The sequence below is a fragment of the Acinetobacter sp. XS-4 genome (assembly GCF_023920705.1).
Taxonomy (GTDB): domain Bacteria; phylum Pseudomonadota; class Gammaproteobacteria; order Pseudomonadales; family Moraxellaceae; genus Acinetobacter.
Genome location: NZ_CP094657.1, coordinates 3,632,955 through 3,657,527, shown reverse-complemented (window position 1 = coordinate 3,657,527; position 24,573 = coordinate 3,632,955). Strand labels below are relative to the sequence as shown.

The following is a 24,573-nucleotide window of genomic DNA, read 5'->3' as shown; positions in this document are numbered from 1 at the left end:
TAGTTCGTTTTCATCTCTAGACCGTGAAATAATAAGTTTGATGGTTTGCTGGTATGTTTATCATTTAGATATATCACATCTAAACAACGATTACACCTTGTGCAAAATTCTTATAGTAATTTTAATCTCAGAAATTAGAAAATAATTTTCTAATTTTGCGCAGTTTTATATTTTTGAGAAAATAATTTTCATGTTTTTGCCAAATTAAGGTAAAAGAAATTACATGATCTCAATAAGGCAAAAATAAATGTAGTTATAACTCTGACCACATTCGAATTAAATTATGATAAATATTGGTGAGTTTCATGACTTCTGAATAGTTGTCGCCGTGTGCTTTACGCAATTCCCGAATACTTTCATCTAAGTTAAATAAAAGATGGCGTTTACTATCGTCACGTACCAAACTTTGCACCCAGAAAAAAGAAGCGAAACGAGTACCAGACGTAATACTACTGACTTCATGAAGGCTAGTCGAAGGGTAGAGCACGACATCACCTGCGGGTAATTTAACTTCGTGATAACCATAAGTATCTTCAATAACCAGATCACCACCTTCATATTCATCAGGCTCACTTAAAAATAGTGTACAAGATAAATCGGTACGGAGCTGCTCAGAAGTCCCACGGATAAGACGAATTGAGTTGTCCACGTGAAAACCGAAGCTTTCATGTTCATCATAACGATTAAAAAGCGGTGGAATAATTTTGTGGGGAAGGGCGGCAGCCTGAAATACTGGATTTTGCCAAATTGCTTTAATGACAATATCACTTAAATGATGAGTGAGCGGGTCTTGTTCAGAGAGTTGCTGATTTCTTTTAACAGAAGCAGATAAGGTGCCAGCAGTCACTTTTCCACCTACCCAATTGGCTCCTTCCATGAGTTTACGAAACTCGGCAACTTGCTCTTTGTTTAAAACATTGGGGATATGATGAATCACAGCAAACACCTTTTAAATAGATACTTCATTTGTAAAAATAGCCTCGTGACGAGGCTATTTTATATGAACTTTAATTAACACCATAAATAAATTATGGAATTAAAACTTAGTACTTAAAGTTAATCGCTAAGACAGCATTGCGGCCAACACCTTCAAACGCGTAGTGAGCAGGGTGAGCACTTGTGAAGTAGCGCTTATCAGAGATATTGTTAATGTTAAGCTGTAAGTTTACGTTCTTGTTAACGTCGTATTTAGCCATAGCATTGTATATGGTATAGGTTGGTAAATACTTGTCTTCAAGCATTGTTGTACCCGTGTTTGTATTAGTGAACACTTTGTCACGATACTCTGCACCTGCACCAACTGTTAATTTAGGCAAGATTCTATAAGTTGACCACAATGTTGCGCTATTTTTAGCTACAAAAGGAAGAGGTTTACCTTCTTGAGCAACTGCGTTGTAAGCCGCTTTTGTAAGTTCGCTGTCTAAATAGCTATAACCAGCTGAAACTTCCCACTTATCAGTCACTTTACCGTTGAAACCAACTTCAAAGCCGTCAACTTTGCTTTCGCCCGCATTAGTTGAAGTGTTGGCGTCTATAGCGATACGAGTATTTTGCTTCTCTGTGCGGAAGATTGCAGCAGTTAAGTTTGCACGGTTATTAAATAGGTCCCATTTTGTGCCTATTTCGAAAGTACGTGCTTTTTCTGGGTCTAAATCATTTGCTTGTTGTGAAGATGTAGAGAGTGCATCTGCGCCGTCACCTTGGTCTACACCAACTGGGTTAGCAGAAGTTGCAAAGCTTGCATAGATACTTCCATTTTCAGTTGGTTTATAGACTAGACCAGCTTGATAAGAGAAATAATCACTGTCGTTTTCAAATTTCTGACCAGCTGCAATGCTTACATCATTTGAGTAATTGCCGTTAGCTCCACCCACTGTTTTATAAATGTTTTTATTATATTTACGTTCAGTTTCAAATTTATCCCAACGTACGCCCAAATTTAAAAGCCATTGAGGGTTAAATTCGATGCTATCTAAAGCATATAAAGAAACAGTACGACTGCGGGTTGTATATTGATTGGTGATGCTACCTAAAGTATCGGTAAATGCTCCATTCATTGGATTATTTACTGATGTACACCAACCATTCGAAAGAGCACTGCTCGCAGGGCAGCTTGTATTGTGTACAGTTGAGGTTGTACCAGAGCCATCTGTAAAAGTGTAAACACCTTGGCTTGATTCTTGATAGCTCCACTCAGCACCTGTATTGAAAGAGTGCTTAAGTGAGCCGGTATTAAATTTCCCTTTTAACGCAAGCTGGTCACTATATGCATCAGTATCTACAATACGACTTAAAGCACGACGAACAATAGTACCATTTTTGGTTACATTACCTTTTGAGTCATCTGCGTTTGTATAGATGTAATCTGATTTAGATTTTGTATATGACATCGTATTTGACAAAGTTAAATCATCAGCAAGATCTTGCTCTAATTTAAATGTACCAATGTGGTTTTCACGCTTATCAAAATCACGCTCTTTCCAGCCATAATAGGTGCCTTGTTTTACGTCAATTGGTTTTCCACCAACAGGAAGAAATGGAATGCCTGCATCTGGTTCATCATTACTACGTAAATAGTAGTAGCTCAGTGTTCCACGAGTTGCGCTATCGAGACCAAATGCAAGACTTGATGCAATACCGGCACGAGCATATTCAGCACCATTATTTGCACCAGCTTTTTCATTTTCATGGCCCATAACAACAACACGACCAGCAATTCCATTACCAAAGTCTTTGTTCGCATCGAGTTGGATATGACGATAGTTGTCAGTACCACCTTGAACGCTACCTTGGTAAACGTCACCTTCATGAGCAACTTTAGGGATTAAATTAATACTTCCGCCTACACCGCCGCCACCGCCAAGAGCAGAAGAAGAGCCTTTAATCACTTCCACTTGTTCGATGGCAAACATATCGCGATTTTGAGAAGTAGAATTACGAACACCATCAACATAGACAGATGATTGAGCACTATAACCGCGAATGTAAGGCATATCTGTAAACGGTGTACCGCCTTCACCCGCACCTAAAGTAATGCCTGGTTCGTAGCGTAAAGCTTCGAGTAGGGTATTAGAGTTTGTATCTTTAATTAATTTTTGAGAAAGAATAGAGACTGATTTTGGTGTGTCTTTGAGGGGAGCCACGAATTTAGAATTTGCTGACTGATCTACTTTTAAAGATTCTTCTTGAGTCGCTTGAGTATGAATCGTTGGTAATTGTGAAATTGCTTCTTGTGCCATGGCTGTTGTTGCAATCATTGATAACGATGAAGCTATCGCAGATGAAACTATTTTTTTACGTGTTCTAATCAAAGACATGACTTCAGGACTCTAAAACTAAAAGGTTATGCGAATAATAATAATTCTTATTTATATGTACAGTTTGTGTTAATTGGATTTGTCAATTGAATTGTGAAGACAAAGTGAATGATTGAATAGTAAATTGTGCTTTTATGTAGCTAATCTACTGATTCTTAGTAATTGTTTGTAAAAGCGATTAAATTTAGTTTTTGATTGTAATTTTAGATTTATAAAGAATAACTAAAAAATTAGTTTTACTTAAGGCTTTATGAAAAATATTTAAAGAATCATAAAATTACTGTGAAATTTACGACAATAACGACCATAACTTAAATGAAGTGGTCGGTTAATTTTGTATATCTTGAAAGTTGTCATATAATACAGCACTTTTAAAAAAACTGTTCCTACTCACTAATTTTTATCGAGGAAGCCATGCAAGTAACGACTGAAGCGGTTTCGGGCGTTGCCCGTCGTTTAAATGTTTCTGTACCGACGAGCCGTATTAACGAGCAATTTGAAGCTCGTTTGAAACGCACTGCCAAAACTGTGAAGATCAACGGCTTCCGTCCAGGTAAAGTACCTGAAAACGTTGTTCGCCGCGAATATGGTGCAGGCATTTATCAAGAAGTTGTAAATGACATCATTCGTGATAGCGTTTTTGAAGCAATTCAACAAGAAAAAATCAATGCGGTAGGTATGCCGAACATTGATAAAGTTGAACATAAAGAAGATGCTTTAGTTTTTGAAGCGACTGTAGAAGTTTATCCAGAAGTTGCAGTACAAGCATTCGACGGTTTAGAAGTTGAACGTAAAACAGCTGAAATTAAAGATGCTGACGTTGATGCTATGATCGAAAACTTGCAAAAGCAACGTCAAACTTGGGCTGTTACCAAGGGCATGGCGAAAAAAGACATGCAAGTGACTTTTGACTTTGAAGGCACTATCGACGGTGAAAAGTTTGAAGGCGGTTCTGCTGAAGACTTTAAACTCGTATTAGGTGCAGGCCGTATGATTCCTGGTTTTGAAGACGGCATCGTTGGCATGAAAGCTGGTGAAGAGAAAGTAATTGACGTTACTTTCCCTGAAGACTACCAAGCTGAAAACTTGGCTGGTAAAGCAGCTCAGTTCAAAATCACTGTGAAGCAAGTTGAAAAATCAAAACTTCCAGAAATTGATGCTGAATTCTTGAAAATCTTCGGTGTAACTGAAGAAGAAGGCGTTGAGAAATTAAAAGCTGACGTTCGCAAGAATATGGAACGTGAAGTTCGCAATGGTTTACGTAACCAAGTTAAACAAGCTGCTTTTGATGCACTTGTTGCTGCGAACGAAGTTGAAGTTCCAACTGCAATGGTTGCTCAAGAAATTGACCGTCAACGTCAACAAATGGTTCAACAATTCACTCAACAGTTTGGTGGTGCAGGCGCACAATCTTTTGACAAGAGCATGCTTCCTGACGAATTGTTCAAAGAGCAAGCAGAGCGTTCTGTTAAGCTTGGCGTATTGGTGAGCAAAGTTTTAGCTGATGCTAAACTTGAAGTTGATCAAACTCGCGTTGATGCTTACATCGACGACATGGCTTCTTCTTACGAAGATCCAACTGAAGTGATTGAATACTTCAAAAATGATGCTCAACAACGTGCTCAAATCGAAGCAGTTGTATTAGAAGATCAAGTTGTTGATCACATCTTAGCTGCTGCTAAAGTGACTGACAAAGCTGTATCTTATGATGATTTGTTAAAAGAACAACAAGCTCGCCGTATGGGCTAATCTTTTAAGAAGTCAGAAAAAGGCGCTTTAGGCGCCTTTTTTGTTTTTGAATATGTGGTTAATTTGAGTGCGACATTAAGTACTTAGGTATAAATAATATAATATTTCAGTGCGAACCTTTTGCAATTTGAGAAATTATCCCGCATATTGTTGCCATAGGTTAAGTCACAAAAAATTTAGGAATAAATAACGTATGTATGTTCCAACAATTGAAAATGCTTTAGTTCCTGTTGTGGTTGAACAATCTTCTCGCGGCGAACGTTCTTTTGATATTTATTCACGACTTTTACGTGAGCGCGTCATTTTTTTAACAGGTGAAGTTGAAGACAACATGGCAAATCTAATTGTTGCCCAAATGTTGTTTTTAGAAGCTGAAAACCCTGATAAAGATATCCACCTTTATATCAACTCTCCAGGTGGATCTGTGACAGCGGGCATGGCTATTTATGACACGATGCAGTTTATTAAACCTGATGTCGTGACATATTGTATGGGCCAAGCTGCTTCAATGGGTGCATTCTTGTTAAATGCTGGTGCTAAAGGCAAACGCTATTGTTTAGAAAATGCCCGTGTCATGATTCACCAACCATTGGGTGGTTTCCGTGGTCAAGCATCAGATATTGAAATTCATGCGCGTGAAATTCTATTTATTAAAGAACGTTTAAACCGCTTAATGGCAGAGCACAGTGGTCAAGACTACGAAACAGTTGCTCGTGATACCGACCGTGATAACTTTATGACAGCACAGTCTGCTAAAGAATATGGTTTGGTTGATCAGGTGTTAAGTAAGCGTCCATAAGGACCTTCTTATATAAATAACTTGAGATGTTGAAAAAGATCTCCATTTAGTTATTTATGCAGTGCATCTTGCCCTAATATTTAAGATTCTATTTGTGGAGTGAATATGTCCGAACATCCTCAAGGACAAAAACATTGTTCATTTTGCGGTAAAACGCAGTCTGAAGTCGGGAAACTGATTGCAGGTGAGGACGCATATATTTGTAATGAATGTGTGGATGTCTGCTTAGACCTTGTACAAACCAGCCAACAGGTTGAAGCAGGGGACTGGGCGAGTAAGGCATTGCCAAAACCACATGAAATACGTGCTGCGCTTGATCAATATGTAATTGGTCAAGATCTTGCCAAAAAGACGTTATCTGTTGCGGTTTATAACCATTATAAACGCCTAAAAGTTGGTCATAATGGCCATGTGTCTAAAGAAGTAGAAATTGCTAAAAGTAACATTCTACTGATTGGACCTACAGGTTCGGGTAAAACTTTACTTGCGCAAACATTGGCTCGCCTTTTAGACGTTCCATTTGCAATGGCAGATGCAACGACATTAACCGAAGCTGGTTATGTGGGCGAAGATGTTGAAAATATTGTACAAAAACTTTTGCAAAAAGCGGACTACGATGTAGAGAAAGCTCAGAAGGGTATTATCTATATTGACGAAATTGACAAGATTACTCGTAAATCTGAAAACCCGTCAATTACGCGTGATGTTTCTGGTGAAGGCGTACAGCAAGCATTGTTAAAAATGATTGAAGGTACAGTGGCTTCTATTCCTCCGCAAGGTGGACGTAAGCATCCGCAGCAAGAGTTTATCCAAATTGACACTTCGAATATCTTGTTTATTTGTGGTGGTGCATTTTCTGGTTTGGAAAAAATTGTACAGCAGCGTCAAGAGAAAGGCGGTATTGGTTTTACAGCTGATGTTAAAAACAAAGATGAAACCAAAAAACTTGCTGAATTGTTCCGTCAGGTTGAGCCAACCGACTTAGTGAAATTTGGTTTAATTCCAGAGTTCATTGGTCGTTTACCAGTGATTGCGACACTTGAAGAGTTGGATGAAGAAGCATTAATGCAAATTTTGACTGAGCCAAAAAATGCATTAACTCGCCAGTATCAATATCTTTTCACTATGGAAAATGTTGATCTGATCTTTGAAGATTCTGCATTGCGTGCTATTGCGAAGAAAGCACTTGAACGTAATACGGGTGCGCGTGGTCTACGTTCTATTATGGAAAACGTACTGCTTGAAACCATGTACGATTTACCAAGCCGTAATGATGTGGGAACAGTCATCATTAATGAGGCGGTAATTAATGGTGAAGCAGAACCTGTTTATAAAGCAGAGCGTCAACCTAAAGAAGCTGTAACGCATGAAAGTGTTGCTAAGGCAGATTTAAAGGTTATTGATTCGAAGTCTGCATAGATTTCATTCATCTAAAAAGCATGAATCGCGCTAGTGATTCATGCTTTTTTTGTTTTCAATTTATGTGCGTGGTGTTAATCTTAAAAATACAAAATACGCATAGTTTTGCGTTGTAAAAAATAAATCAAAAACAAAACGCTTTGAGGGATGCCATGCGTTATTTAATCGTATCTTTGTGCTGTGCCGGACTGTTTGTGGGCTGTCAAAGTTCATCTCATTTAGAAAAAAATACGGGTGAATTGACAGCAACCTTACCTAAATTTGATGTTGAAAAAGAACCAGGTTTATTTGATCAATATCATGTGGGTGGTTTTGCTGTAGGTGGTTGGGTCAATCAAAAGTTGGGACAGACCTTTGCTCCAGTCAAGCCACAAAATGCACAAGCTGCGGTAGTTTATCTTTATCGACCAGACACGAAATGGAATCGTCAGGAAATCGCTGCGATTAACCTTTTTGTGAATGGCAAGCGCATTCCGAGCCTACTACATAATCATTATTACTGGATTGAATTACCAGCAGGGACTTATCGTCTTTCTGCGAGCCGCCCTTTACTGGGTATTCATTTTCAAGAACCGAAATATATGGATATCACTGTTGAGGCTGGAACGTCTTATTATTTGAAATATGATGAAGAGAACAAAATGGACCGTGGTGAACACACTGGCCCATTTATGTTAATGCAAGATAATATTGGACGTAGAGAAATTGCATTTACAGAGTTGAAATCTTCTAGCTACAACTTTGTCGCTGAAGATGCTTCAGGAAAAATACGTCATAAACCACAAGAATTAAAGCCAGCCAAATATGATGAAAAGTCAGATGTACATCTGATTAAGCCATTTAAATTATGGAATCCTTTAACTTGGTAATGGCCTACAAAAGATAAAGAAAAGTTAAGACTTTTCTTTATCTTTCATGAGTGGGGCAAGAATTTTAAGCATCTCTTCTTGCATATGATCCCTTGCTTTAGGGTCATTAAAGGTTTGTTGTCCCAACTCCATCATATATTCTGAAATTTGCCCCATAATCTGTACGTTTTTACGTGTAATTGATTGGCCTTCTGGGGTTTTTAAAAACTTCAAATTTGCCTGAATTTCTTCTTCAGAATATGTCTTTAAGTAAATATCTTGTAAGGCTTGGGTGGTTTTAGGATTGCTAATGAGTTGATTGCTCGAATCTTTTAAGAGTAAACCTAACTTTTTCGCGGCCTCTTTTTCTTTTGGACCTAAAGTTTTGATGCCTGTGATATTACTAACAATCTGTTCTGCCTGTTGATCATAGTAAGGCGTTAATTCATTAATTGATTCTTTAAGTAGGTAATCAATTTGGCTCATTTGCATGAGTTCTTTGACGGAACTTAATTTGGCAGGAGAAGCAAATAAACTTGTCGTAATACAGCTTAAGCAGAGGCTGATTGAAAGATTTTTAAGAATAGGGCGAATAGTCATGAAATGACCTATATTCAATATATGGCGAGAGAGTGCATTTATTAATAGCACAGATTGAAGAAGTAATTGTTACAATTCTTTTCAGATTTTAAAATAAAAAAAGAATGCATAAAAAAAGCACCGAATTCGGTGCTTTTCTTGATTAGCCTGCCGCAGCGTCGACTACTGGAATTTTTCCAATTTTTGCTTGCCAGATTTTTGGAGCAATGGCATGAATTGATGTACCGTTTACATCAACTGCAACAGAAACAGGCATATCTTCAACTACGAATTTGTAGATTGCTTCCATACCTAAGTCTGCAAACGCAACAACTTCAGCTTCGCGAACAGCTTTAGATACGAGGTAAGCCGCACCACCAACTGCCATTAAATAAGTTGCTTTGTTGTCTTTGATTGCTTCAATTGCTGTAGGACCACGGTCAGCTTTACCGATCATACCGAATAGACCAGTATGTTCTAATACTTTACGTGTGAATTTATCCATACGTGTTGCAGTTGTAGGACCCGCAGGACCAACGACTTCATCACCCACTGGATCAACAGGGCCTACGTAGTAAATAAACTTACCCTTAAGATCAACTGGTAATTCTTCACCATTGTCGATCATTTCAACCATACGTTTGTGAGCAGCATCACGACCTGTGTACATTGTTCCGCTAAGAAGTAATGTATCACCTGGTTTCCAAGAATCCATTTCTTCTTGAGTAATGGTATCAAGGTTTACGCGTTTAGATTTTGAAGAATCCCAAGTTACAGATGGGTAATCTTCAAGTTTTGGTGCATGAATATGAGCTACACCTGAACCATCAAGCTGGAAGTGAGCGTGACGAGTTGCAGCACAGTTAGGAATCATACCTACTGGTTTACCAGCAGCATGACATGGGTAATCTTTAATTTTAATATCAAGAACAGTCGTTAAACCGCCAAGACCTTGAGCACCAATACCAAGTGCGTTTACTTTTTCAAAGATTTCGATACGAAGTTCTTCGATTTTGTTCTCTGGTCCACGGCGAAGTAATTCGTCCATGTTAATTTCTTCCATGAGCGCTTCTTTAGCAAGCATCATGGCTTTTTCAGCAGTACCACCAATACCAATACCGAGCATACCTGGAGGACACCAGCCTGCACCCATAGTTGGAACAGTTTTAAGTACCCAGTCAACAATCGAGTCAGATGGGTTAAGCATCGCAAGTTTAGATTTGTTTTCTGAACCGCCACCTTTAGCAGCAACAGTAATATCTACTTTGTTACCCGGAACGAGTTTGTAGTGAATTACAGCAGGGGTATTATCTTTTGTATTTTTGCGACCAAATGCTGGATCTGCAAGTACAGATGCGCGAAGAACGTTGCTGTTTTCAAGGTAACCTTGGCGAACACCTTCATTTACTGCATCGTCTAAGCTCATTGTTAAATCAAATTTAACATCTAAGCCCACTTCAAGGAAAACGTTAACAATACCAGTGTCTTGGCAAATTGGACGATGACCTTCCGCACACATGCGAGAGTTAATTAGAATCTGTGCAATTGCATCCTTTGCAGCTTGGTTTTCTTCGCGATCATAAGCACGGCTCATCGCTTGGATAAAGTCTTGCGGGTGATAGTACGAAATAAACTGTAGGGCGTCCTTGATCGATGTAATCAAGTCATCTTGTTTGATAATCGTTGTCATACCAGAAAATCTCTTGAGCGGGCTGTTAGCTAGCGGGCTAAATTATATGACAAAAATACAGTGTTGTGGGAGATTGGTTGATCTTTTGACCGAAAGTCGCATAAGAAGATATTGAAGTGATTTAAACGTCAGAAATTGGAAAATTATTTATTTTTGAGTGACTAAAATAAAAAAAGCCATTTGAGCGGACATCAAATGGCGAGAGGTAGAACTGGATAAAATTATATTAATTATTTGGCAGCGGCTTGCTGCTCGGCCTGAATTGCTGTTAACGCAATAGTAAAGACGATGTCATCTACCAATGCACCTCGAGACAAGTCATTAACTGGTTTGTTTAGACCTTGCAGCATTGGTCCTACACTTACAACATTTGCAGCACGCTGTACCGCTTTGTAAGTGGTATTACCCGTATTTAAATCTGGGAAAATAAATACATTTGCACGACCAGCAACACGTGAGTCTGGTGCTTTTTGACGTCCCACACTTTCAACTGAAGCTGCATCGTATTGAAGTGGGCCATCAATCAGTAAGTCAGGGCGACGTTGTTGAGCAATTTGAGTTGCTTGCTGTACTTTTTCAACATCTGCACCTGTTCCAGAAGTACCAGTTGAATAGCTGATCATGGCAATACGCGGGTCAATTCCAAATGCTTTCGCTGAATCAGCAGACTGAATTGCAATTTCAGCAAGTTGTTCTGCTGTTGGGTCTGGGTTAATTGCACAGTCACCGTAGACATAGACTTCATCTGGTAAAAGCATAAAGAATATAGATGAAACCAGTGAATAATCAGGGGCTGTTTTGATGAGCTGAAATGCTGGGCGAACCGTATTTGCCGTGGTGTGTACAGCACCTGAAACTAAGCCATCGACTTCGTCTAAAGCTAGCATCATGGTGCCAAGTACAACAGTATCTTGAAGCTGTTCTTTTGCTTGAAGCTCGTTGAGTTTACCTTTACGTAGCTCAACCATTGATGCAACGTATTGGTCACGAATACTATCAGGGTCAACAATTGCTAATTCAGCAGGTAATTCAATACCACGAGCTTTTGCAACATCCTGTACTACATCTGGTTTAGCCAGCAAAATACAGTCAGCAATACCGCGTGCCTGACAAATTGCCGCAGCTTGAATCGTGCGTGGTTCATCACCTTCAGGCAGTACAATCCGTTTTTTTGCTGCAATCGATTTTTGTACCAGTTCGTGACGGAAAGCCGATGGTGACAGGCGAGGGGTAGCAGCATTGTTGCTGTGCTGCTTAAGCCATTCGACATCAATATGACTTGAAACAAAACGGGTTACTTGCTCGGCACGTTCAGTATCATCTGTTGGAATTTCATTGCCAAAATTAGATAAACGCTGAGCAGTTTCAAGTGTGTTTAAACGGGTGTGTAAAATCGGCAACCCTTGTTTAATCGCACTTTGACAAAACTCTAAAAGCTCTGGTGCCGGCGCTTCTCGTTCTGTAAGTACTAAACCTGCTAGAGGAATACCATTGCTGGTTGCTAAACTACTTGCGAGTAAAACATCGGTACGCTCAGACGCGCTAATAATCAATTCGCCTGCAATGAACTTGTTTAGTTCATATTCAATGCTTGACGCAATTAAACTCGAATGCAAAATACGACGTGTTTTCGCTTCACCTTGATGTACCCATTGCCCATCAATGACATTTGCAATATCGAGAGTTCTCGGTACGCTTAGCGTGTTACTAAATGGGACTAAACCAATGATTGGTAAATCGCTGGAACCGAAATAACGATTATATTTTTGCAGTTCGGTTGTAAATTTTGCGATTTCTTCAGTCGGTCGTAACGATGGATCAAACGCAACAGGAATTTGTGCTGTTTCTTCAGTTAATCCACGGGTACGCATAAAGAGTACGCCAGCAGTACGATTTGAAGCTGCGCCGCCAAATTGACGTAAATGAGCATCTACTTTTTCTGCGGCTTTTTTCGGGTTTTGAATATCTGCTGTACTGACCAATACGACTTCTGCATCAAGCGCTTGAGCAAGACTTGCATTGAGTTCACTGGCGAAGTGGTCTTGTCCGTTAGGTAATAAGCCCTCCACAATAATGACATCATGGTCTGCTGCAACGCTACGGTGAAGACTAACAGCTTCTTCAAGTAATTCATCTACTTCCCCAGCGGCAATAAGCTGAGTTAATTTTTCATGCGAAATAGATTGAACAGTTTTACTTTGAAATAGATGACCAAATAATGAAGTGGTTCGGTCAAGATGCTCTTGGTCTTCTTGAGAAAATGGTTTTAAAAAGCCTGCTTTAATCCCGTTACAATCAAGTGCGTAAATCATGCCTAAGCAGGCAGAGGTTAAGCCAACCCCTTCGCCTGTAGGAATCAATAAAATTGTATTCATATAAACCTATAAATAAATATCGAGTTTTCGCTGAGCTCTAATTAAGCAAGGCTTGCTACAGATGCTGCATTTTCTGCCGCTTCTACAACTTGACGAGTTTCTTTGGCAATACGGCCTTCTTCATCTGTTGGAATGACCCAAATTTGAGGACCATTTCCATTATCGATTCGGCCTTCAGTGCCACGTTTTAAGTTATTGTTTTGATCTTTATCAAGCTGTAAACCAAAATGAGGTAAATACGCTAAGGTTTTTTCACGAATATAAGCTGAGTTTTCGCCAATACCACCAGTAAAGATTAAGCCATCCAAAGTTGGTAAGCCACAGCTTAATGCAGCAAGTGATTTTGCTAGGCGATAGCTAAACACTTCAATTGCAAGACAAGCATCTTCATTGCCATTTTCAGCAGCTTCAATCACTGTACGCATGTCATTAGATAATTGCGATAAGCCTAGTAAGCCACTTTCGTTATTTAAAACTTTATCAATTTTAGCCAAGTCCCAACCAAGATTTTTAGCCAGGAAGCTATGTAGACTTGGGTCGACGTCACCACTACGCGTCCCCATTACCACACCTTCAAGCGGAGTAAGGCCCATAGAGGTATCAACACTTTGTCCATTCCATACTGCGCAAGTTGAGCTGCCGTTTCCTAGATGTGCTGTTAACCATCCACCTTTTTTCAGGTTACCTGCGAGCTCACTTGCTTTGTCAGATACATAGGCGTGGCTTGTACCATGGAAGCCATAACGGCGGACGTTGTGGTCAGTATATAAAAACTTAGGAATTGCATAGCGATATGCATGCGCTGGCATGGTTTGATGGAATGCAGTATCAAATACGGCAACTTGAGGTAATTCAGGAAATAGGCGTACGGTTGCGTCAATACCAATTAAATGTGCGGGGTTATGAAGCGGAGCCAGGGGTGTTGCCGCACGAATACGTTCAATAATTTCAGGAGTGAGTAATTCTGCTTTGGTTAAACTGCCGCCGTGTACAACACGATGTCCGATTGCTTGCGGTTTGTAGTTGGCAAGACGTGCAAGTAAAGTTTCTAAAGCTTTGGCATGGTCAGCATAAGGAATTGAAAGTTCCAGTGGTTCACCACCAACTGTAACTCCCTTAATACGAGCGTCAGCTGCCCCTAAGTTTTCTGCTAAACCGTAAATACGGTCTTCACGACGCTCTGAAACCAGCGCGTATTTAATAGATGAAGAGCCGCAATTGATAACTAATACTGATATAGCCACGTTGAAATACCCAAGTCCTGATTTAAAATAGTTTCCCTAACTTCCTGTTCAAGATGTATTATTTTTCGATACAGATTGAACGGGTTGTCCTGTTTTAACATGTGTTGTTTTTCTGTCCAAGATAGACTTTAGCCCATTAGACTTAAGCACTATCGACCATCAAATTATTTGTCACTAATATTTGTCCAGTATAAAGCTTAACCACTGTATTCCTTGTTTTTTTATGCGCATAGAAACGGGTTTTTTTGTATATATTTATGAAAAATAAAACCTGAACCAAATATTCATTTTAAATGCAGAAAGCCGATCCTTATATTGAATAAGTGAGCTGGTTCTTTAAGTTAAATTTTAAGCATATATTACAAATAATATACGTAATTGAAATTAAGTTTTGATGGTATGAAGGGCGTTAAAAAAGAACCTAATATGGATTTATAAGTACTAAAAATTAGAATGAAAAGCTCATCATTTATATATTATTAAATATATTTTATTATGTTGATTTACAATAAATTTACCGTATTTTTGAGATTTGGTTTAGCTGTAAATATACCTAAATATTAAATAAGTTTTTTGTCTAAAATATAAACTCGTTATGTCTTTAAAGCTTGTACTGAGGCCATTACAGCAGCATTGGCTGGGGTTGCATGTCGCTTTTTGCCTGAATAATATTGTTCATCCTTTTTTCAAATGATCATAAAAAATATATCATTTGGTCTATTTTTCTTTTCCGGCTTATCCGGTTGTACAGGAGCGTCCAGCATGGACTTGCCGAATCCAATATTGGCAAAAGTGACCGAGCGTGTAATCGCCCGTAGTCAAAAAACTCGTTCTGCATATTTACAACGTATTGAACATGCACAAGGCAAATTTCCTGCTCGTGGGGCACTTTCATGCGCCAATCTGGCTCATGGTTTTGCCAGCATGGATGACAATGAAAAATTAATTATTAAAGTAGGTCGTGAACCAAATATTGGCATTGTGTCGTCATATAACGAAATGTTGTCGGCTCATGCTCCTTATAAAACATTTCCAGATTTAATTAAAACAGCCGCTCGTGAAAATGGGGGAGTAGCACAGTTTGCTGGCGGTGTACCTGCAATGTGTGACGGTATTACCCAAGGTAATGCTGGTATGGAACTGTCATTGTTTTCTCGTGAAACGATTGCAATGAGCACAGCGATTGCATTGTCTCATAACATGTTTGACGCAGCTTTATGTCTGGGTGTTTGTGACAAGATTGTACCGGGATTGCTGATTGGCGCTTTGCAGTTTGGCTATTTACCTACTATTTTTGTGCCAGCTGGCCCAATGAGTAGTGGCTTATCTAATGATGAGAAAGCCAAAATTCGTCAACAATTTGCAACGGGTCAGGTTGGACGAGATGCTTTGCTAGAAGCTGAGTCAGCTGCTTATCACGGACAAGGGACTTGTACTTTTTACGGTACAGCCAACAGTAACCAGATGCTAATGGAAGTGATGGGTTTGCATTTACCAAGCGCTGCATTTGTTCATCCTCACACACCATTACGTGATGCACTTACTGCAGAAGCTGCGATTCGTGTACTTGATTTAACAGTTGAGCGCGGAAACTACACACCGATTGGTCATGTTGTCGATGAAAAAGCAATTATAAACGGTATTGTGGCATTGCTCGCTACAGGTGGTTCAACCAATCATACTTTGCATTTAATTGCGATTGCTCGCGCTGCTGGCATCTTGATTGACTGGGATGACTTCGATGAGTTGTCGGCTGTTGTTCCATTACTCGCAAAAATCTATCCAAATGGTAAGGCCGATGTAAACCATTTCCAAGCTGCGGGTGGGGTGGCTTTCCTCATTCGTAACTTACTTGAAGCTGGTTTGTTGCATAACGATGTAACGACAGTGGCTGGTAAAGGTTTACAGCATTACACCAAAGAACCAAAACTGATTGATGGCAAGCTCACTTGGGTTGACGGCGTGGTTCAAAGCCTTGATGACAAGGTTCTACGTAGCATTGACGAGCCATTTCAACCAGATGGCGGCTTGCGTTTAATGCAGGGTCGCCTTGGCCGTGGTGTCATCAAGATTTCTGCTGTTGCGCCAGAACATCGTAAAGTTAAAGCTCCGGCAATTGTGTTTGATTCTCAAGAAGCAGTACAAGCTGCATTTGATCGCGGTGAGTTACACCGAGACTTTATTGCGGTTGTTCGTTTCCAAGGTGCTCGTGCTAACGGTATGCCTGAATTGCATCGCTTAACTCCTGTGTTGGGTGTTTTACAAGACCAAGGTTTTCATGTGGCATTAGTCACTGATGGTCGTATGTCTGGTGCTTCAGGTAAAGTTCCTGCGGTGATTCATTTATCTCCAGAAGCCTTACTAAATGGGCCGATTGCTAAAGTTCAAACAGGCGATATGTTGATTATTGATGCTGAGGCTGGCGTACTCGATGTTGAAATAGATGAACAGACTTGGCAGTCGCGTCCTGTTGCACAGCCAGAACATCAGGCAGAAAACGAAGTTGGCTTTGGCCGTGAATTATTTGGTGTTTTCCGTGCTGCTGCTGCGCCAGCTGAACATGGAGCATCTGTATTTGGTGCATTGGTTGGTGAAACTTCACCAGAGCAGATTTGAGTCAAAGGAACTGAAAAATAATGATTAAAATTGAAGATATCGTCAAATTAGGCCCAGTCATTCCAGTGTTGGCATTTGATTCTGCCGAGCAAGGTGAAGATGTATCACGTGCTTTACATGCAGGTGGTGTAAAAGTCCTTGAGATTACATTGCGTACGGCTGCGGGTCTTGCTGCTATTGAGCGTGCTAGCCAATTGGCTGATGACATTGTGGTAGGTGTGGGAACGATTACCAAGCCAGAACATTGTGCTCAAGCCAAAAAAGCAGGTGCTCAATTTGGTGTATCTCCTGGTTTGACTAAAGATTTGCATTTAGCTGCACAAGATGCTGGCTTACCTTTATTACCGGGTGTGATGACACCAAGTGATCTGATTCAGGCGATTGAGTTAGGTTATGAGATTGTGAAGTTCTTTCCAGCTCAACAGGCAGGTGGAGTTGAAATGCTAAAAGCATTTTATGGTCCATTTCCAAACTTACGTTTTTGCCCGACTGGTGGAATTACGGCAGAGTCAGCGCCTGATTTCTTAAAGCAACCAAACGTAGTTTGTGTGGGTGGGTCATGGCTAACACCTAAATCTGTTGTAGCTACACAAGATTGGGCTGAAATTACTCGCTTAGCGCAAATTGCGAGTCAGTTGAGAGCATTGTAAATGTAGTCAATATTTATAAAAAATGAAGTGCATTCTATGTGCTTTAAGGCTGTATTGAGGTGGCCAGTTTGTGCTGGTCACACCTAAATATAAAAAATTTAGTGTCTTAACAGTAGGAATTACTGTGGTTGAAGACCTTTGTTTGGGCAGTGTGCCTAAATAGCATTATTCCAAGGAGAAGTATCACATGGAGACCGTTCAGGGTGGCATGTTGCTTATCTACACTGTAATCGCGATTATTGCATTGGTTGTCATGATCGCGAAGTTCAGAATTTATCCATTTCTTGTTCTTATTATTGTTTCACTCGGTTTGGCTTTGGCTGTTGGCATGCCAATGGGCGATATTGTTAAGTCATATGAAGCTGGTACTGGTAAAACCTTAGGCCACCTTGCGATTGTAATCGCACTGGGAACGATGCTCGGTAAAATGATGGCCGAGTCGGGTGGTGCTGAGCGAATAGCAATTACTTTAATTAAATGGTTTGGTGAGAAAAATATTCACTGGGCCATGATGTTTATTGCCCTTATTGTTGGTCTTCCCGTATTTTTTGAAGTCGGTTTTGTACTTCTAATTCCAATTGCATTCAACATTGCTAAACGCACAGGTAAATCTTTACTGGTTGTTGGCTTGCCAATGGTCGCTGGCTTGTCGGTTGTGCATGGCTTAATTCCACCGCATCCAGCTGCATTGTTGGCAGTACAGGCATATCACGCGGATATTGGTAAAACGATTGCTTACAGTTTGTTGGTGGGCATACCAACTGCCATTGTGGCTGGGCCATTGTATGCGCTATGGATCAATAAATATGTCAAATTGCCTGAGAACAATCCATTGTTTAAGCAGTTTGTTGAGGCAGATACAAAAGAAACTCGTGAGCTACCAAGCTTTGGAATAACTTTATTTACGATTATGTTGCCTGTCGTATTAATGCTGATCGGAAGTTGGGCTGATCTTTTCTTTACCCCACAAACTTTCGCAAACGATTTACTACGTTTTATTGGTACTTCTGATATTGCATTGCTTATTGCTGTACTGGTCAGCTTTATTACCTTTGGTACGATGCAGGGGTTTAACCGTGAACAAATTGAAAAATTCTGTGGCGGATGTTTAGCTTCTATTGCCGGAATTATGTTGATTGTTGGTGCTGGTGGTGGTTTTGGTGGCATTTTACGTGACAGTGGTATTTCTAATGAAATCGTCTCTACCGCTTTAAAGGCAAATTTGTCGCCGTTATTGTTGGGCTGGTTTGTTGCAGCACTGATTCGTTTGGCAACAGGTTCCGCAACAGTTGCTATGGCTACTGCTTGTAGCATTGTGGCTCCAATTGCAGCCACGGCTGGTGTCGCAGTTAGGCCAGAACTTTTAGTACTTGCCACAGGCTCAGGTTCATTGGTTTTCTCACATGTAAATGATGCGGGATTTTGGTTAATCAAAGAATATTTTGGTATGACCGTGGGACAGACACTCAAAACTTGGTCGGTATTAGAAACGATCATTTCAGTGTTGGGTTTATCTTTTACGCTACTGCTTAGCACTATTTTATAATTAAAGGTGAGTAATCCATGATTGTGATTGCAATGGGTGTCTGTGGGACAGGTAAAACCCTGATTGGTGAATTATTATCAGAGCGTTTGGCCTGTGAGTTTCTCGATGGTGATACGCTTCATTCGGCTGCAAATAAAAGTAAGATGAGCCAAGGGATTCCTTTAACTGATGATGATCGTCTGCCATGGTTACAGGCGATTCGTCAGGTCATTGAAACCAAACAAAGAGATGGTGAAACAGCTGTATTTACATGCTCATCTTTAAAGCGTATGTACCGCGATATTTTAAGAGGGCAAGACCAAAATATTAAGTTCGTCTACCTCAAAGGGTCTTATGAATTGTTACAGCAGCGCCTTGCTGAGCGAGCAGGTCATTTCTTTGATCCATCATTGCTACAAACCCAGCTTGATACATTAGAAGAACCTGATCTTCATGAGGCAATAACGATTGATATCGCTTTGACACCTGAACAAATTGTTGTGCAAGTCATGCAACAACTCGGTGTAGTCAATGATGTGTGCCAAGAATAATCATAGAAAAGTTTAATTGATAAATAAAAAAACGCCTGATATTGATCAGGCGTTTTTTTGAAGTCTTAAATCAGTTATTGGCGAATTTGACCGTCACCTAACACAATCCATTTCTGAGAAGTTAAGCCTTCTAAGCCAACTGGACCGCGGGCATGAATTTTATCTGTAGAAATACCAATTTCTGCGCCTAAGCCATATTCAAAACCATCAGCAAAACGAGTTGAGGCATTGATTACAACTGAGCTTGAATCTACGCGAGCCAAGAACTGACGAGCCAACGTGTAGTTTTCAGTCACAATTGCGTCGGTGTGATGTGAACCATATTTGTTGATATGGTCAATTGCTTCATCAATACCACTAACAACTTTAACAGCAAGAATTGGCCCTAAATATTCGGTATACCAATCTTCTTCTGTCGCAGGTTTTACAGAGGTACCCAAAATACGGCGTGTTTCTGGACAGCCACGGAGCTCAACTTGTTTTTCAGCATACAGTTCAGCAATGCGTGGTAAGAAAACATCTGCAATTTTTTCATCAACCAGCAGAGTTTCCATCGCATTACAAACGCCATAACGATGTGTTTTGGCATTTAAGGTAATCGGTAAGGCTTTTTGCAAGTCTGCTTGTGCTTCAACAAATACATGGCAGTTACCATCAAGATGCTTAATGACAGGAATGCGCGCTTCATTGGTTACACGCTCAATTAAGCTTTTGCCGCCACGAGGAACAATCACATCTACATATTCCGCCATGGTAATAAGATGACCAACAGCCGCGCGGTCAGAAGTGTTAATCACTTGAACTGAATCTTCAGGTAAACCAGCAACTTTTAAGCCATGCTTAATTGCTTCAGCAATTGCTTTATTTGACTCAAGTGCTTCTGAACCACCACGTAAAATAATGGCATTGCCCGATTTAATGGCTAAAGATGCAGCTTCAAGGGTTACGTTTGGACGTGATTCGTAAATCATCCCAACAACGCCTAAAGGCACACGCATTTTTCCAATTTGAATGCCTGTGGGGCGATATGCAAGATCAGTAATTTCCCCAATTGGATCGACAAGTGCAATCACATCTTTTAGACCTTGCAACATTCCTTTAAAACGTGCGGGCGTAAGTTCAAGACGATCAAGCAAAGCGCTGTCGAGCTGATTGCTACGACCTTTATCCATGTCGATTTGATTCGCTGCCAAAATTTCTGCCTGATTATTTTCTAAAGCAGTATAAATAGCAGAGAGTGCATGGTTTTTTAGTGAGGTAGAAGCACTAGTTAGGACACGAGAGGCCTGACGTGCTTGTTGCCCAACTGTTTGCATATATTGTTCAATTGAATCGTGCATAGCATTTTTTAATCATTTACCAATGACTAAGATAGTAGCAGTCAAATGCGGAACAATGAATGGCTTTTTTTGAAAAATGTGATCGTCATAAAAAAACATTTAAATATTTTGCAAACTATTAGCGACTTAAACAAGATGAGCGGTCATTTAAGCGATTGCGTATATTTCACACAATTGTTTAGAATGTTATTGTGCAATACAAACTAATACAAATTTTAAAGTTTTGTGCATAAAAGGTTACGTGTTCAAGAAGGAACTCTTGCAGCATAAAAAAATTACAGCAAGGAGGAAGCAAGGATATGAATTCCATTATTCAAATGGATTCGGAGATCAACCAAGCTTATGCCGGTTTTGGCTTTTTCGATATCTACCATAGAGATAGTTTCAAACAACCTGCTCGTACCACATGGATTGACGGCTGGAAAATTGAATATATGGCAATTGCCGACCCAAAAACGATTCACAATACGCCAATTGTGATTGTAGGTGGTGCTTTCCAGAATTTTAATTCTTATAAATATTGTGTTGAACAATTGTTTGAAAGCGGTCCGGTCATTTTAATTGATTTACCTTCTATGGGGGCAAATCAGCAAATTACTAATCGGGACACAGGAGTATCTGCAGGTACTTTAGAGCTACCTGATTTGTCTAAAATGTTGGGACGTTGGTTAGATATTGTTGGACTACAAAAAGTTTCCGTTATGGGAATGTCTTTGGGATCAGTAATTGCATCTTGCTTTGCTTATCATCGTCCAGAATTAATGGATCGCATGATTTTGATGGGCGTTATGCAAAAGACCCGAAAAAGTTGGCGAATGATTTTGGAAGAGTCGCTCAAGCTTATGCAAGAAAACCGCATGGAAGAGTTTGGGCAAGCTGTAATTTTATATTTAGTTAATCATGCAAAATTAGATAAAACCCGCATGTCACCTACAGCTAAAAAATTATTTTTTAGGCAAATGGCTGAGTTTACGGGCACAGAGCGAGAACGTTATGAAATTAACTGTAATCGTCTTTTGCGTTTAACTGATGTACCTATTCCAGAGTGTAAAACGCTGGTTGCAGCAGGGCAGTACGATAGTTTTACTCTACCTCATGAAAATGCAAACTTTGCTTTACAATGTCCAGACATGGAATTTGCACTTATTGCAAATGCAGATCACGTGCCTCAGTTGCAGCGTCGTAAAGAAACCATGAGTTTGTTTACTTCATTCTTAAAAGGTGAATCTATCCAAAATTTGGATGGCATTATTCCCATGACACGCGAGCAAATGCAAAACATGGAGCGCCGTGGTGAAGAGCGAGTTCAGGTTGTGCAGCCAAAAACTCAACTTACTCACCGCGAGTTTGATGTACAGATGCCTGTAACAATTGTTGATGTCACTTTCTTTGGTATGTATTTAAAAATGGATGATGTTTCGCAGCTTGGTTTAGTGAATGACCATCCACGTGACTTGGCACTGCATTTAGAAGATGAAGAAGGTACTTTTGCAATTGAGTGCTTAATTTTTGAAAGTACAGAGCAGGGTATTCGAGCTTTGTTCAAACATGGTAGTTTTGAGCTTGCTGATCGTTTAAGCCGTTTTATTGCTCGTCAAAAACAAGCAGCTTAATAATATAGTTATAGATGGAAGCTCGTTTATTTCGAGCTTCCATTTTTTATATTTGTTATTTTATTTGCGCGTGAATAGTCCAGACTAAGTCACCTAAATGCTGCTCATGATTATCTGGAGAAGCTTGTCCAAAAAATATTTGGGGTTGTTCCACACTAACCTGATCAAACTTTGTATCTTTAAAAAAGTATTTAACTTCTTCGGGGCTTTTAAAGTGAAAACTAAACGAGCTTCGAGACATTAATTTAAGTAACTTACTACTATTCCATATAATGCTGGCAAGTTTATTTTTAACTGGTTCAGGGTAAAGGTCAGTTAAGTAATGGAACTGTTTAAAAGAAGCGCCATAGTGAGCAATTGATTGAATCAGCTGTTTTAATAAATCTTTATCAAAATAATTAATTAAACCTTCACTAATTACAACCAGTGGGCGGTTCGGGTCAAACACTTCAAATGCTTGTTCAAAAGCTTCTGTAAATAAATCAACCGATAAAATTTCAGGCGCATTTTTTTCAATTTGTTGTAATGCATTTTGTTTGGTTTGCGCCATATCAGGTAAATCAAGCTCCCGATAGGTAATCGAAGGATAATGCTGTCTAAACCACCAGCCACGTGGAGACAATCCACATGCTATTTCTAGAACTTGTAAATCAGGACTTTCTTGAATGAGTTGTTCTAAGTGATGGTCAAGCATGGTGTGGCGCTGTTTGAGCGTAGTGCGCATGCTGCCGCCCACATATTTCTCAGCCCATGATTCTATCGGGTGAACCAAATATGCCAGTGATTTGCCTTTAGTTGTAGCAAGTGCTTCATGAGAAATCCCCATTTGATACCAGATATAGCCTGTATAGTGGGCTGTAAAAGAGATATGGCGGTGTTTTGAAAGTTGTTGTGTCATTTGTCCTGAGCTCGATTTATTGTTTTTCTGTGATCTTCATTATTCATAACAATGAAGAGGGTTTAATGCATTGATGTTGAATGAACCTGCATGACGGAGTCCTGTCAATTAGGTTCGCATTCTGGGATGAACTTTCAGTTAGAGTTACTTTTCTTTTGGGAAAAGTAACCAAAACCATTGTCATACGCAAAACCTGTTCACTTTCTGCATCTATCAAATATATTGAAGCAATCAATATCCTTCAGCAGGTGAGCAGGTTGCGTATGACTTAACCGCTTATCAGATAGCGAATAGGTTTTTGTAGCTAATTAAAATTTTTACTAACTTAAATTGAATTCTTAAACTCTTCAATGGCTGTTTTGACAGCTTGCCACTCATTTCCAAGCGATAAGGTTTCACCAATCTGAATTTGTGGAATTTGACCACGCATGCGTTCAAGGCGCTCTTGATTTGGTAGTTCTAAGTTCGCAATACCTTCAAGTGCTGTACACGCTGCACTTCGGTCATTACACACAAGTCCCATATCACAACCTGCCGCTAGAGCAGCCTGAATACGAGCATCGGCACCACCTGCTACACAAGCAGCCTGCATGCTTAGGTCATCAGAAAAAAGTACACCATTAAACTTCAAACGGTTGCGTAGAACTTCTTGAATCCAGAACGGTGAAAAACCTGCTGGATTTGGGTCGATCTGATCATAAATCACATGTGCTGGCATGAGCGCATCAAGCTGTGGCATGAGCTTAATAAAGCTTTGCATGTCATGGTTGTAAATTTCATCATAGCTGCGACTATCAATTGCGGTTGCGACATGAGAGTCGGCTTTGACTGAGCCGTGACCCGGGAAATGTTTGCCCGTATTTGCCATTCCAGCTTTTTTCATGCCTTGCATAAACGCGCCAGCAAGTGGTGCGATATCCTCAATATTTTTAGAGAAACCACGGTCGCCAATCACATCACTAATTGCATTAAGGTCTAAAACTGGTGCAAAACTAAAATCGATACCTACAGCCAAGACTTCGGTTGCCATGAGCCAGCCGCACTGTTCCGCCAGTTCAAGTGCTTTTTGAGGTTGATTAATATAGAGCTCACCGAAACGACCCATGGCCGGTAATAAGGTAAAACCTGATCTTAGGCGCTGAACTCGACCACCTTCTTGGTCGACAGCAATTAAAATATCTGGACGAATTTGACGCATATGGTCCGTTAAGGCACGGACTTGTTGTGGAGATTCAATATTTCGTGCAAATAAAATCATGCCACCGACTTGCGGAGCGCGTAATAGTTCAATATCTTCTTGAGTAAGTTCTGTGCCGGCGATGTCCAGCATCAATGCGCCAATCATATTGGTTCCATTTGA

General features: G+C 40.0%; 19 protein-coding genes. 9 read left to right on the top strand and 10 right to left on the bottom strand.

What is annotated here, in order from left to right; all coding sequences use genetic code 11:
• Positions 1-253 precede the first annotated feature (253 nt).
• Complete coding sequence (locus tag MMY79_RS16930) at positions 254-937, bottom strand: Fe2+-dependent dioxygenase (protein ID WP_252610438.1); 684 nt, start codon at positions 935-937, stop codon at positions 254-256.
• 106 nt (positions 938-1,043) lie between these two features.
• The gene (locus MMY79_RS16925) at positions 1,044-3,317 is read right to left on the bottom strand and encodes a TonB-dependent siderophore receptor (RefSeq protein ID WP_252610436.1); all 2,274 of its coding nucleotides are present in this window, start codon (positions 3,315-3,317) and stop codon (positions 1,044-1,046) included.
• A gap of 414 nt (positions 3,318-3,731) precedes the next feature.
• On the opposite strand from MMY79_RS16925, the gene tig reads away from it, so the two are divergent.
• The 4 genes from tig (at position 3,732) to MMY79_RS16905 (ending at position 8,153) form a co-directional block, all read left to right on the top strand.
• Positions 3,732-5,066, top strand: a complete 1,335-nt coding sequence (gene tig, locus MMY79_RS16920) for a trigger factor (RefSeq protein WP_252610434.1) — start codon at positions 3,732-3,734, stop codon at positions 5,064-5,066.
• A gap of 193 nt (positions 5,067-5,259) precedes the next feature.
• Positions 5,260-5,865: an ATP-dependent Clp endopeptidase proteolytic subunit ClpP gene (clpP, locus tag MMY79_RS16915; protein ID WP_003654845.1), complete on the top strand. Its 606-nt coding sequence runs from the start codon at positions 5,260-5,262 to the stop codon at positions 5,863-5,865.
• A 105-nt stretch (positions 5,866-5,970) separates the two neighbouring features.
• Positions 5,971-7,284 carry an ATP-dependent Clp protease ATP-binding subunit ClpX gene (gene clpX, locus MMY79_RS16910; protein ID WP_252610432.1) on the top strand — a complete coding sequence of 438 codons (1,314 nt, stop codon included), beginning with the start codon at positions 5,971-5,973 and terminating at the stop codon, positions 7,282-7,284.
• A gap of 152 nt (positions 7,285-7,436) precedes the next feature.
• Positions 7,437-8,153, top strand: coding sequence for a DUF2846 domain-containing protein (locus tag MMY79_RS16905; protein ID WP_252610430.1), 717 nt, complete (start codon positions 7,437-7,439; stop codon positions 8,151-8,153).
• A gap of 24 nt (positions 8,154-8,177) precedes the next feature.
• On the opposite strand, the gene MMY79_RS16900 is transcribed toward MMY79_RS16905, so the two are convergent.
• The 5 genes from MMY79_RS16900 to MMY79_RS16880 all read right to left on the bottom strand — a co-directional run bounded on the left by MMY79_RS16900 (position 8,178) and on the right by MMY79_RS16880 (position 14,121).
• Positions 8,178-8,732, bottom strand: coding sequence for a DUF2059 domain-containing protein (locus MMY79_RS16900; RefSeq protein WP_252610428.1), 555 nt, complete (start codon positions 8,730-8,732; stop codon positions 8,178-8,180).
• 142 nt (positions 8,733-8,874) lie between these two features.
• Complete coding sequence (locus MMY79_RS16895) at positions 8,875-10,401, bottom strand: fumarate hydratase (RefSeq protein ID WP_016139315.1); 1,527 nt, start codon at positions 10,399-10,401, stop codon at positions 8,875-8,877.
• Positions 10,402-10,631: 230 nt separating this feature from the next.
• Positions 10,632-12,776: a phosphate acetyltransferase gene (gene pta, locus MMY79_RS16890; protein ID WP_252610426.1), complete on the bottom strand. Its 2,145-nt coding sequence runs from the start codon at positions 12,774-12,776 to the stop codon at positions 10,632-10,634.
• Between the two features lie 41 nt (positions 12,777-12,817).
• Entirely contained in the window at positions 12,818-14,020 is a 1,203-nt protein-coding gene (locus MMY79_RS16885) for an acetate kinase (protein WP_252610424.1), read from the bottom strand.
• The gene (locus MMY79_RS16880) at positions 14,002-14,121 is read right to left on the bottom strand and encodes a hypothetical protein (RefSeq protein WP_080645608.1); all 120 of its coding nucleotides are present in this window, start codon (positions 14,119-14,121) and stop codon (positions 14,002-14,004) included. The genes MMY79_RS16885 and MMY79_RS16880 overlap by 19 nt, the downstream gene beginning before the upstream one ends.
• 661 nt (positions 14,122-14,782) lie before the next feature.
• Between MMY79_RS16880 and edd the strand changes: the two genes are divergently transcribed.
• The 4 genes from edd to MMY79_RS16860 all read left to right on the top strand — a co-directional run bounded on the left by edd (position 14,783) and on the right by MMY79_RS16860 (position 19,362).
• A complete protein-coding gene (edd, locus tag MMY79_RS16875; protein WP_252610422.1) occupies positions 14,783-16,636 on the top strand; it encodes a phosphogluconate dehydratase in 1,854 nt (617 codons plus the stop codon).
• Positions 16,637-16,656: 20 nt separating this feature from the next.
• Positions 16,657-17,286, top strand: coding sequence for a bifunctional 4-hydroxy-2-oxoglutarate aldolase/2-dehydro-3-deoxy-phosphogluconate aldolase (gene eda / locus MMY79_RS16870; protein ID WP_252610421.1), 630 nt, complete (start codon positions 16,657-16,659; stop codon positions 17,284-17,286).
• A 187-nt stretch (positions 17,287-17,473) separates the two neighbouring features.
• Positions 17,474-18,832, top strand: coding sequence for a GntP family permease (locus MMY79_RS16865; RefSeq protein ID WP_252610420.1), 1,359 nt, complete (start codon positions 17,474-17,476; stop codon positions 18,830-18,832).
• Between the two features lie 17 nt (positions 18,833-18,849).
• Positions 18,850-19,362, top strand: coding sequence for a gluconokinase (locus tag MMY79_RS16860; protein WP_252610419.1), 513 nt, complete (start codon positions 18,850-18,852; stop codon positions 19,360-19,362).
• A gap of 74 nt (positions 19,363-19,436) precedes the next feature.
• Here the strand turns inward: MMY79_RS16860 and MMY79_RS16855 are convergent, their stop codons facing one another.
• Positions 19,437-20,702 carry a glutamate-5-semialdehyde dehydrogenase gene (locus tag MMY79_RS16855; protein ID WP_252610418.1) on the bottom strand — a complete coding sequence of 422 codons (1,266 nt, stop codon included), beginning with the start codon at positions 20,700-20,702 and terminating at the stop codon, positions 19,437-19,439.
• 299 nt (positions 20,703-21,001) lie between these two features.
• Between MMY79_RS16855 and MMY79_RS16850 the strand changes: the two genes are divergently transcribed.
• On the top strand, positions 21,002-22,315 hold the full coding sequence (locus MMY79_RS16850; RefSeq protein WP_252610417.1) for an alpha/beta hydrolase: 1,314 nt from the start codon (positions 21,002-21,004) through the stop codon (positions 22,313-22,315).
• 55 nt (positions 22,316-22,370) lie between these two features.
• Here MMY79_RS16850 and MMY79_RS16845 read toward each other — a convergent pair whose 3' ends face one another.
• Both MMY79_RS16845 and nagZ read right to left on the bottom strand, forming a co-directional pair.
• Positions 22,371-23,213 (bottom strand): class I SAM-dependent methyltransferase, encoded by an 843-nt coding sequence (locus tag MMY79_RS16845; protein WP_252610416.1) that lies wholly within the window; start codon positions 23,211-23,213, stop codon positions 22,371-22,373.
• A 325-nt stretch (positions 23,214-23,538) separates the two neighbouring features.
• Positions 23,539-24,558 carry a beta-N-acetylhexosaminidase gene (nagZ, locus tag MMY79_RS16840; RefSeq protein ID WP_252610414.1) on the bottom strand — a complete coding sequence of 340 codons (1,020 nt, stop codon included), beginning with the start codon at positions 24,556-24,558 and terminating at the stop codon, positions 23,539-23,541.
• Between the last annotated feature and the right edge of the window lie 15 nt (positions 24,559-24,573).